Genomic DNA, 11,824 nt, shown 5'->3' with positions numbered 1-11,824 from the left:
CTATAAACAATAAAAATATATAGAAGATATCATTTGTTAATTAACAAGCATTTACGTCTCTTTTTTTCGGATTTAATTGTGAAATTTTAATCATCATATTCACAAAATCAATTATCTGTAAAATTTTTCCCAGACATGGTTTCTTTCATATTTGACATTTATTAATAATCATCATTAGAATCCACGAAAAATAATATATTCATACAAACACAGACATCTTTTGAAACGAATGATACATTTTTATGATGAATGCTTAAAACAATATTTAATCGACACACATCACTGTCATTAATGTAAAGCAACATAGCTCACCAATAATACAATGGACAACTCTACCGGCATTGATCGCTGGTCGGAGGAAATAAGGATTTTTACATGAACTTGAAGAAGATTTTTTTCAGTGCTGTCACTGTTTCAGTTCTCTGCGCATTAACGGGATGTGACTACATTGAAGAAGGCAAGCCAGAAAGTAGTTTACTGAAACAACAAGAAGAACATAATAATAAAATTGTGCTACTTGAAAAACAACAAGCACAGCTAAAGAGTCAACTCGAAACTATTCAAAAACAACAAACTGGCATAATAAACAGTACAAAGACTTTAACTCACGTAATTAAATCCGTTAAAGACCAACAAAATACTTTTATTTTTACCGAGTTTAACCCAGCAAAAACGAAGTATTTCATCCTGAACAACGGTTCGGTGGCTTTAGCGGGTCGAGTGTTATCCATTGACGCCACAGAGAATGGTAGTGTTATTCATATCTCACTGGTCAACTTATTAAGTACACCTATCTCAAACATTGGTTTTAATGCGACATGGGGTGGTGAAAAACCTGTCGATGCCAAAGAGTTTGCCCGGTGGCAACAATTACTTTTCAACACATCAATGAAATCCACATTGAAATTATTACCAGGTCAATGGCAAGACATTAATTTGACCCTGAAGGGTGTATCGCCCAATAACCTGGGATATCTGAAGTTAGCCATCAACATGGAAAATATTCAGTTCGACAATCTTCCCTCTGCTGAAAATCGGCAGAAAAGAAGCAAAAAATAAATGCAGTTAGTACGCTTATAACAAGGAATAGCGAGCATCATTAATGAACAAAATATTTAAAGTTATCTGGCACCCTGCGACAGGGAATTATACTGTTACCAGCGAAACGGCAAAAAGCCGTGGCAAGAAATCTGGGCGCAGTAAGCTGTTAATTTCTGCGCTGGTTGCGGGTGGAATGTTGTCGTCGTTTGGGGCATTGGCGAATGCCGGGAATGACAACGGTCAGGGTGTTGATTACGGTAGTGGATCAGCTGGCGACGGCTGGGTTGCTATAGGCAAAGGGGCGAAAGCAAATACTTTTATGAACACCAGTGGTTCCAGTACTGCTGTGGGTTATGACGCTATAGCTGAAGGCCAATATAGCTCTGCCATCGGGTCAAAAACCCATGCGATTGGCGGTGCATCAATGGCCTTTGGGGTTAGTGCAATATCAGAAGGCGATAGAAGTATAGCACTGGGTGCCTCTTCGTATTCATTGGGCCAATACTCAATGGCCCTCGGCCGTTATTCAAAAGCATTGGGTAAATTGTCTATTGCTATGGGGGACTCTTCCAAAGCGGAAGGAGCAAACGCCATTGCCCTGGGAAATGCCACTAAAGCTACTGAGATTATGAGTATTGCTCTTGGCGACACCGCCAATGCGTCAAAAGCGTATTCAATGGCGCTGGGAGCAAGTAGCGTCGCATCTGAAGAAAACGCAATTGCCCTGGGGCGTAGCAGTGTAGATAGCGGTACTGACAGCCTCGCATTTGGCAGACAATCACTTGCCAGCGCAGCGAACGCTATTGCGATAGGTGCTGAGACCGAAGCCGCTGAAAATGCAACTGCTATTGGCAATAATGCGAAGGCAAAAGGGACTAATAGCATGGCAATGGGGTTCGGAAGCCTTGCCGATAAAGTCAATACTATCGCATTAGGAAATGGCAGCCAGGCTCTGGCAGATAATGCAATCGCCATAGGCCAGGGCAACAAAGCTGATGGCGTGGATGCCATCGCTCTGGGTAATGGTAGCCAGTCGAGAGGCTTAAACACCATTGCCTTAGGCACAGCCAGTAATGCAACTGGTGATAAGAGTCTTGCGCTTGGTAGTAATAGCAGTGCCAACGGTATTAACTCTGTCGCGCTGGGCGCAGATTCCATTGCGGATTTAGACAATACCGTCTCTGTCGGCAATAGTTCATTAAAACGCAAGATCGTTAATGTGAAAAATGACGCGATCAAGTCTGACAGTTACGATGCCATTAATGGTTCACAGCTTTATGCCATTAGCGACTCGGTAGCAAAAAGGCTTGGAGGAGGGGCTGCAGTAGATGTTGATGACGGTACTGTTACAGCACCAACCTACAATTTAAAAAATGGTAGCAAAAATAACGTAGGGGCTGCGCTCGCTGTACTTGATGAAAACACCCTGCAATGGGACCAAACCAAAGGCAAATACAGCGCTGCTCATGGTACTAGTAGCCCAACTGCCAGCGTAATCACCGATGTTGCGGATGGCACGATTTCAGCCTCCAGTAAGGATGCGGTTAACGGTTCCCAACTGAAAGCTACCAATGACGATGTCGAAGCCAACACCGCCAATATCGCTACTAATACCAGCAACATTGCCACGAATACGGCAAATATTGCCACCAATACCACCAATATCACCAACCTGACGGATTCCGTTGGTGACCTTCAGGCTGATGCCCTGCTCTGGAACGAAACTAAAAAGGCATTCAGTGCAGCTCACGGCCAGGATACCACCAGCAAAATCACCAACGTTAAAGATGCCGACCTGACGGCTGACAGCACTGATGCTGTTAACGGCTCTCAGCTGAAAACCACCAACGATGCTGTGGCGACGAATACCACCAATATCGCCAATAACACTTCCAATATTGCCACTAACACCACCAACATCTCTAACCTGACTGAGACGGTGACTAATCTTGGTGAGGATGCGCTGAAATGGGATAAGGACAATGGTGTATTCACGGCAGCTCATGGCACCGAGACCACCAGCAAAATCACCAACGTTAAAGATGGCGACCTGACGACTGGCAGCACCGATGCCGTTAACGGCTCTCAGCTGAAAACCACCAACGATGCCGTGGCGACGAATACCACCAATATCGCCACTAACACCACCAACATCTCTAATCTGACTGAGACGGTGACTAATCTTGGTGAGGATGCGCTGAAATGGGATAAGGACAATGGTGTCTTCACTGCAGCTCATGGCAACAATACCGCCAGCAAAATCACCAATATCCTGGACGGCACAGTCACTGCAACCAGTTCCGATGCCATTAACGGTAGCCAGCTTTATGACTTAAGCAGCAATATCGCCACCTACTTCGGCGGCAATGCTTCTGTGAATACTGACGGTGTGTTTACCGGTCCAACCTACAAAATCGGTGAAACAAATTATTATAACGTCGGCGATGCACTGGCTGCGATTAACTCCTCATTTAGCACGTCTCTCGGCGATGCTCTGCTTTGGGATGCCACCGCAGGTAAATTCAGTGCCAAACACGGTACTAATGGTGACGCAAGCGTGATCACTGATGTCGCAGATGGTGAAATTTCAGACTCCAGTTCTGACGCAGTAAACGGCTCACAACTCCACGGCGTGAGCAGTTATGTTGTTGATGCGCTGGGGGGTGGTGCCGAAGTCAATGCAGACGGCACCATCACTGCGCCGACGTACACCATTGCTAATGCTGATTACGATAATGTCGGTGATGCCCTGAATGCTATCGATACCACTCTTGACGACGCTCTGCTCTGGGATGCGGACGCCGGTGAAAATGGTGCATTTAGCGCCGCTCACGGAAAAGATAAAACTGCCAGTGTAATCACTAACGTCGCTAACGGTGCAATCTCTGCTGCCAGCAGCGACGCGATTAACGGCTCACAACTCTATACCACCAATAAGTACATCGCTGATGCGCTGGGTGGTGACGCAGAAGTCAACGCTGACGGCACCATCACCGCACCGACTTACACCATTGCGAACGCCGAGTACAACAACGTCGGTGACGCCCTGGATGCGCTTGATGATAACGCCCTGCTGTGGGATGAGACTGCCAATGGCGGTGCTGGAGCCTACAATGCCAGCCATGACGGTAAAGCCAGCATCATCACTAATGTCGCTAATGGCAGTATTAGTGAGGACAGTACCGATGCAGTGAACGGTTCTCAGTTGAATGCGACGAATATGATGATTGAGCAGAACACCCAAATTATCAATCAGCTCGCTGGTAACACCGACGCAACCTATATCCAAGAAAACGGTGCGGGTATTAACTATGTGCGTACTAACGACGACGGCTTAGCGTTCAACGACGCCAGCGCACAGGGTGTTGGCGCTACAGCTATAGGTTATAACTCTGTCGCCAAAGGCGATAGCAGCGTAGCTATTGGTCAGGGCAGCTACAGCGACGTTGATACGGGTATCGCCCTGGGTAGCAGCTCTGTTTCCAGCCGAGTGATTGCCAAAGGCTCCCGTGACACCAGCATAACGGAAAATGGCGTTGTTATTGGTTACGACACCACGGATGGCGAACTGCTCGGTGCATTGTCTATCGGTGATGACGGTAAATATCGTCAAATCATCAACGTAGCCGATGGTTCCGAAGCCCATGACGCCGTTACGGTTCGTCAATTGCAGAATGCGATTGGTGCGGTCGCAACCACGCCGACTAAATACTTCCACGCTAATTCAACGGAAGAAGATTCACTGGCAGTGGGAACTGACTCGCTGGCAATGGGTGCGAAAACCATCGTGAATGGCGATAAAGGTATTGGTATCGGTTATGGTGCCTACGTGGACGCGAATGCACTTAACGGCATTGCCATTGGTAGCAATGCGCAAGTCATTCATGTCAACAGTATTGCGATAGGTAATGGTTCTACGACCACTCGTGGCGCTCAAACCAATTATACCGCCTACAACATGGACGCACCGCAGAACTCTGTCGGTGAATTCTCAGTCGGTAGTGCGGATGGTCAACGTCAGATCACTAACGTCGCAGCAGGTTCGGCTGATACCGATGCGGTCAACGTGGGTCAGTTGAAAGTAACGGATGCGCAGGTTTCCCAGAATACCCAGAGCATTACTAACCTGGATAATCGGGTAACGAATCTTGATTCACGCGTCACCAATATCGAAAACGGTATTGGCGATATCGTCACCACCGGTAGCACCAAGTACTTCAAGACCAATACCGATGGTGTAGATGCCAGCGCGCAGGGTAAAGATAGCGTCGCGATTGGTTCTGGCTCCATTGCTGCCGCGGATAACAGCGTCGCACTGGGTACAGGGTCTGTGGCAACCGAAGAAAATACGATCTCTGTAGGCTCATCTACTAATCAACGTCGTATCACCAACGTAGCCGCAGGTAAAAACGACACCGATGCTGTTAACGTGGCACAGTTGAAGTCTTCCGAAGCTGGCGGTGTGCGTTACGACACCAAAGCTGATGGTTCTATCGACTATAGCAATATCACCCTCGGTGGCGGCAACGGCGGTACGACTCGTATCAGCAACGTCTCCGCTGGCGTCAACAACAACGACGCGGTGAATTACGCGCAGTTGAAGCAAAGCGTGCAGGAAACGAAGCAATACACCGATCAGCGAATGGTTGAGATGGATAACAAACTGTCTAAAACTGAAAGCAAGTTGAGCGGTGGTATCGCTTCTGCAATGGCAATGACCGGTCTGCCGCAGGCTTACACTCCAGGTGCCAGCATGGCCTCTATTGGTGGCGGTACTTACAACGGTGAATCGGCAGTTGCTTTAGGTGTATCGATGGTGAGCGCCAATGGTCGTTGGGTCTACAAATTACAAGGTAGTACCAATAGCCAGGGTGAATACTCCGCCGCACTCGGTGCCGGTATTCAGTGGTAATGATCCATTAAGTTAGTGTGACTAAGGGCAAACGCCAAATTGCCTGATGCGTTACGCGCATCAGGCAAGATAAGGCGCTCCGGGTCAACAATCTAAGGGCAATTCTCTGATGAGGATTGCCCTTTTCTTTACCAGACATCTCCCCCCACAAGAATTGGCCCTACCAATTCTTCGCTTATCTGACCTCTGGTTCACAATTCCCCAATTAAAACTCACATCAATATTGCCAATACATAACATTTAGTTAACCATTCATTGTCATTATCCCTACACAACACAATTGGCAGTGCCACTTTTACACAACGTGTGACAAGGAGATGAGCAACAGACTCATTACACGATGTGCGTGGACTCCAGGAGACCTGCAATGAATCTCTGGCAACAAAACTACGATCCCGCCGGGAATATCTGGCTTTCCAGTTTGATAGCATCGCTTCCCATCCTGTTTTTCTTCTTTGCGCTGATTAAGCTCAAACTGAAAGGATACGTCGCCGCCTCATGGACGGTAGCAATCGCCCTTGCCGTGGCTTTGCTGTTCTATAAAATGCCGGTCGCTAACGCGCTGGCCTCGGTGGTTTATGGCTTCTTCTATGGTTTGTGGCCCATCGCGTGGATCATTATTGCAGCAGTGTTCGTCTATAAGATCTCGGTGAAAACCGGGCAGTTTGACATCATTCGCTCGTCTATTCTTTCGATAACCCCTGACCAGCGTCTGCAAATGCTGATCGTCGGTTTCTGTTTCGGCGCTTTCCTTGAAGGAGCCGCAGGCTTTGGCGCACCGGTAGCAATTACCGCCGCATTGCTGGTCGGCCTGGGTTTTAAACCGCTGTACGCCGCCGGACTGTGCCTGATTGTTAACACCGCGCCAGTGGCATTTGGCGCGATGGGCATTCCAATCCTGGTTGCCGGACAAGTAACAGGCATCGACAGCTTTGAGATTGGCCAGATGGTGGGGCGGCAGCTACCGTTTATGACCATTATCGTGCTGTTCTGGATCATGGCGATTATGGACGGCTGGCGCGGTATCAAGGAGACGTGGCCTGCGGTCGTGGTTGCGGGCGGCTCGTTTGCCATCGCTCAGTACCTTAGCTCTAACTTCATTGGGCCGGAGCTGCCGGACATTATCTCTTCGCTGGTATCACTGCTCTGCCTGACGCTGTTCCTCAAACGCTGGCAGCCAGTGCGTGTATTCCGTTTTGGTGATTTGGGGGCGTCACAGGTTGATATGACGCTGGCCCACACCGGTTACACTGCGGGTCAGGTGTTACGTGCCTGGACACCGTTCCTGTTCCTGACAGCTACCGTAACACTGTGGAGTATCCCGCCGTTTAAAGCCCTGTTCGCATCGGGTGGCGCGCTGTATGAGTGGGTGATCAATATTCCGGTGCCGTACCTCGATAAACTGGTTGCCCGTATGCCGCCAGTGGTCAGCGAGGCTACAGCCTATGCCGCCGTGTTTAAGTTTGACTGGTTCTCTGCCACCGGCACCGCCATTCTGTTTGCTGCACTGCTCTCGATTGTCTGGCTGAAGATGAAACCGTCTGACGCTATCAGCACCTTCGGCAGCACGCTGAAAGAACTGGCTCTGCCCATATACTCCATCGGTATGGTGCTGGCATTCGCCTTTATTTCGAACTATTCCGGACTGTCATCAACACTGGCGCTGGCACTGGCGCACACCGGTCATGCATTCACCTTCTTCTCGCCGTTCCTCGGCTGGCTGGGGGTATTCCTGACCGGGTCGGATACCTCATCTAACGCCCTGTTCGCCGCGCTGCAAGCCACCGCAGCACAACAAATTGGCGTCTCTGATCTGTTGCTGGTTGCCGCCAATACCACCGGTGGCGTCACCGGTAAGATGATCTCCCCGCAATCGATCGCTATCGCCTGTGCGGCGGTAGGCCTGGTGGGCAAAGAGTCTGATTTGTTCCGCTTTACTGTCAAACACAGCCTGATCTTCACCTGTATAGTGGGCGTGATCACCACGCTTCAGGCTTATGTCTTAACGTGGATGATTCCTTAATGATTGTTTTACCCAGACGCCTGTCAGACGAGGTTGCCGATCGTGTGCGGGCGCTGATTGATGAAAAAAACCTGGAAGCGGGCATGAAGTTGCCCGCTGAGCGCCAACTGGCGATGCAACTCGGCGTATCACGTAATTCACTGCGCGAGGCGCTGGCAAAACTGGTGAGTGAAGGCGTGCTGCTCAGTCGACGCGGCGGCGGGACGTTTATTCGCTGGCGTCATGACACATGGTCGGAGCAAAACATCGTCCAGCCGCTAAAAACGCTGATGGCCGATGATCCGGATTACAGTTTCGATATTCTGGAAGCCCGCTACGCCATTGAAGCCAGCACCGCATGGCATGCGGCAATGCGCGCCACACCTGGCGACAAAGAAAAGATTCAGCTTTGCTTTGAAGCAACGCTAAGTGAAGACCCGGATATCGCCTCACAAGCGGACGTTCGTTTTCATCTGGCGATTGCCGAAGCCTCACATAACATCGTGCTGCTGCAAACCATGCGCGGTTTCTTCGATGTCCTGCAATCCTCAGTGAAGCATAGCCGTCAGCGGATGTATCTGGTGCCACCGGTTTTTTCACAACTGACCGAACAACATCAGGCTGTCATTGACGCCATTTTTGCTGGTGATGCCGACGGGGCGCGTAAAGCAATGATGGCGCACCTTAGTTTTGTTCACACCACCATGAAACGATTCGATGAAGATCAGGCTCGCCACGCACGGATTACCCGCCTGCCCGGTGAGCATTATGAGCATTCGAGGGAGAAAAACGCATGATTATTTCCGCAGCCAGCGATTATCGCGCCGCAGCGCAACGCATTCTGCCGCCGTTCCTGTTCCACTATATGGATGGTGGTGCATATTCTGAATACACGCTGCGCCGCAACGTGGAAGATTTGTCAGAAGTGGCACTGCGCCAGCGTATTCTGAAAAACATGTCTGACTTAAGCCTGGAAACGACGCTGTTTAATGAGAAATTGTCGATGCCGGTAGCACTGGCACCGGTGGGTTTGTGTGGCATGTATGCGCGTCGTGGCGAAGTTCAGGCAGCCAAAGCGGCGGACGCGCATGGCATTCCGTTTACTCTCTCGACGGTTTCCGTTTGCCCGATTGAAGAAGTCGCGCCAGCCATCAAGCGCCCAATGTGGTTCCAGCTTTATGTACTGCGCGATCGCGGCTTTATGCGTAACGCGCTGGAGCGAGCAAAAGCAGCGGGTTGTTCGACGCTGGTTTTCACCGTGGATATGCCGACACCGGGCGCACGCTACCGTGATGCGCATTCAGGTATGAGCGGCCCAAATGCGGCAATGCGCCGCTACTTGCAGGCGGTGACGCATCCGCAATGGGCGTGGGATGTGGGCCTGAACGGTCGTCCACATGATTTAGGTAATATCTCAGCTTATCTCGGCAAACCGACCGGACTGGAAGATTACATCGGCTGGCTGGGGAATAACTTCGATCCGTCCATCTCATGGAAAGACCTTGAGTGGATCCGCGATTTCTGGGATGGCCCGATGGTGATCAAAGGGATCCTCGATCCGGAAGATGCGCGCGATGCAGTACGTTTTGGTGCTGATGGAATTGTGGTTTCTAACCACGGTGGCCGCCAGCTGGACGGTGTACTCTCTTCCGCTCGTGCGTTGCCCGCTATTGCAGATGCGGTGAAAGGTGATATCGCCATTCTGGCGGATAGCGGAATTCGTAACGGGCTTGATGTCGTGCGTATGATTGCGCTCGGTGCCGACACCGTACTTCTGGGTCGTGCTTTCCTGTATGCGCTGGCAACAGCGGGCCAGGCGGGTGTAGCTAACCTGCTAAATCTGATCGAGAAAGAGATGAAAGTGGCAATGACGCTGACTGGCGCGAAATCGATCAGTGAAATTACGCAAGATTCGCTGGTGCAGGGGCTGGGTAAAGAGTTGCCTACGGCACTGGCTCCGATGGCGAAAGGGAATGCGGCATAGTCGTTTGAGCCCCCTCACCCTAACCCTCTCCCTCAGGGAGTGGGGACCGTTCGGCGCTGTATGTACTCCCTCACTCTGAAACGACACCGCACTCTTTTTTTCTCCCTCGCCCCTCCGGGGTGAGGGGAAAAGGCCGCACTGCTCACCAATTTTCTGCTATCCTGCCCCCGCACTAAGGGGGCAGTATGCTAAACATCGTACTTTACGAACCAGAAATTCCGCCAAATACTGGCAATATCATCCGTCTTTGCGCTAATACCGGCTTTCGTCTGCATATCATCGAACCGATGGGATTTGCCTGGGACGATAAGCGCCTGCGCCGCGCGGGGCTGGACTATCACGAGTTTACCGCCGTTACGCGTCATCATGACTTTCGCGCGTTCCTCGAAGCAGAAAATCCCCAGCGCCTGTTTGCCCTCACCACGAAAGGTACGCCTGCTCACAGCGCCGTAAACTATCAGGATGGCGATTATCTGATGTTCGGCCCGGAAACACGCGGCCTGCCAGCGAGCATTCTTGATGCCCTGCCCGCTGAACAAAAAATTCGCATTCCGATGGTGCCGGACAGCCGCAGCATGAACCTGTCCAATGCGGTGTCAGTTGTGGTGTATGAAGCCTGGAGGCAGCTGGGATATCCGGGAGCGTTGTTGAGAGATTAGTTACTGTATGCCGGATAGATGATTACATCGCATCCGGCACGATCACAGGACATCAGATCCCATCCCCATACTCAAATGTATGGTTAATACCGTTGAAATGCTGGTCCATATCCATTGATGGCTTATCGCTGTCTGGTTTACCGACAATACGAGCCGGAACGCCAGCGGCGGTTGTATGCGGCGGCACCGGTTGCAGCACCACGGAACCTGCGCCAATCTTCGCGCCGCGACCAACTTCAATATTGCCGAGGATTTTCGCGCCCGCGCCAATCATCACACCTTCACGAATTTTCGGGTGACGGTCACCACCAGATTTACCCGTACCGCCAAGCGTCACAGATTGCAGAATCGATACGTCGTTTTCAATTACCGCCGTTTCACCCACAACGATGCCCGTGGCGTGGTCGAGCATAATGCCACGGCCAATTTTTGCTGCCGGGTGAATATCGACCTGGAACGTCACAGAAACCTGGTTTTGCAGAAAGATTGCCAATGCGCGACGCCCCTGATTCCACAACCAGTGACCGATGCGATAGGCCTGCAAGGCATGAAAACCCTTCAGGTATAACAACGGGGTTGAGTATTTATCGACTGCCGGGTCGCGGGTACGCACCGCCTGAATATCACAGGCCGCAGAGGCGATCATTTCCGGGTCAGCGGCGTAGGCTTCTTCCACCACTTCACGGATAGCAATAGCAGGCATAATTGGCGATGACAGCTTGTTCGCCAGCATGTAGCTCAGTGCACTACCAAGGTTTTCGTGCTTGAGTAGCGTCGCGTGGTAAAAACTGGCCAGCATTGGCTCACAGTCCGCCAGCGTTCTGGCTTCGGCTTTAATATTGTTCCAGACAATTTCCAGTTCTTCACACGACATTGCTTACTCCACACGATGAGATAATGACCGGCCCGTTCTGCGCGGGCCGGGTCATAGCGGTAACAAAGGTTCCCTGGGGTTAGTGGCTGCTGCGCTCGTCCTTGCGTGCACGACCTAATAACGTCAATGCTGCCTCGCGCGCGTTTTTTCCGCAATATAATACTTGATAAATTTCCTCGGTTATTGGCATTTCAACGCCGAAGCGATGCGCCAGTTCGCGGACTTCTTTCGTATTGCGGTAGCCTTCCACCACCTGACCAATCTTCTCCTGCGCGCTTTGTACATCCATGCCCTGACCGAGCATCATGCCAAAACGGCGGTTACGCGACTGGTTGTCGGTACAGGTAAGCAC

At 50.8% G+C, this 11,824-nt stretch carries 8 protein-coding genes; 6 read left to right on the top strand and 2 right to left on the bottom strand.

The features are described from left to right. The first annotated feature begins 375 nt into the window (after positions 1-375). From E0D98_RS16750 to trmL, 6 genes are all read left to right on the top strand, one after another. Entirely contained in the window at positions 376-1,059 is a 684-nt protein-coding gene (locus E0D98_RS16750; protein ID WP_001049544.1) for a DUF3251 domain-containing protein, read from the top strand. Between the two features lie 43 nt (positions 1,060-1,102). Further along, positions 1,103-5,953 carry a trimeric autotransporter adhesin EhaG gene (gene ehaG / locus E0D98_RS16745; RefSeq protein ID WP_050877011.1) on the top strand — a complete coding sequence of 1,617 codons (4,851 nt, stop codon included), beginning with the start codon at positions 1,103-1,105 and terminating at the stop codon, positions 5,951-5,953. A 367-nt stretch (positions 5,954-6,320) separates the two neighbouring features. After that, positions 6,321-7,976: an L-lactate permease gene (gene lldP, locus E0D98_RS16740; RefSeq protein WP_001295233.1), complete on the top strand. Its 1,656-nt coding sequence runs from the start codon at positions 6,321-6,323 to the stop codon at positions 7,974-7,976. Further along, positions 7,976-8,752 (top strand): transcriptional regulator LldR, encoded by a 777-nt coding sequence (lldR, locus tag E0D98_RS16735; RefSeq protein WP_001297449.1) that lies wholly within the window; start codon positions 7,976-7,978, stop codon positions 8,750-8,752. The genes lldP and lldR overlap by 1 nt, the downstream gene beginning before the upstream one ends. Beyond that, on the top strand, positions 8,749-9,939 hold the full coding sequence (gene lldD, locus E0D98_RS16730) for a quinone-dependent L-lactate dehydrogenase (protein WP_000586964.1): 1,191 nt from the start codon (positions 8,749-8,751) through the stop codon (positions 9,937-9,939). The genes lldR and lldD overlap by 4 nt, the downstream gene beginning before the upstream one ends. Positions 9,940-10,124: 185 nt before the next feature. Continuing rightward, a complete protein-coding gene (gene trmL / locus E0D98_RS16725; RefSeq protein WP_000932342.1) occupies positions 10,125-10,598 on the top strand; it encodes a tRNA (uridine(34)/cytosine(34)/5-carboxymethylaminomethyluridine(34)-2'-O)-methyltransferase TrmL in 474 nt (157 codons plus the stop codon). Between the two features lie 52 nt (positions 10,599-10,650). On the opposite strand, the gene cysE is transcribed toward trmL, so the two are convergent. Together cysE and E0D98_RS16715 are read right to left on the bottom strand one after the other, a co-directional pair. Further along, complete coding sequence (gene cysE / locus E0D98_RS16720) at positions 10,651-11,472, bottom strand: serine O-acetyltransferase (protein ID WP_001277561.1); 822 nt, start codon at positions 11,470-11,472, stop codon at positions 10,651-10,653. Positions 11,473-11,551: 79 nt separating this feature from the next. Then, on the bottom strand, positions 11,552-11,824 hold a 273-nt coding region (locus E0D98_RS16715; RefSeq protein WP_047657197.1), incomplete at its 5' end, for an NAD(P)H-dependent glycerol-3-phosphate dehydrogenase.

The organism is Escherichia sp. KCJ4928 (assembly GCF_004352695.1).
Taxonomy (GTDB): Bacteria; Pseudomonadota; Gammaproteobacteria; order Enterobacterales; family Enterobacteriaceae; genus ECMA0423.
The sequence above is the reverse complement of the archived record's forward strand: the minus strand, read 5'-3'. Positions and strand labels throughout refer to the sequence as shown.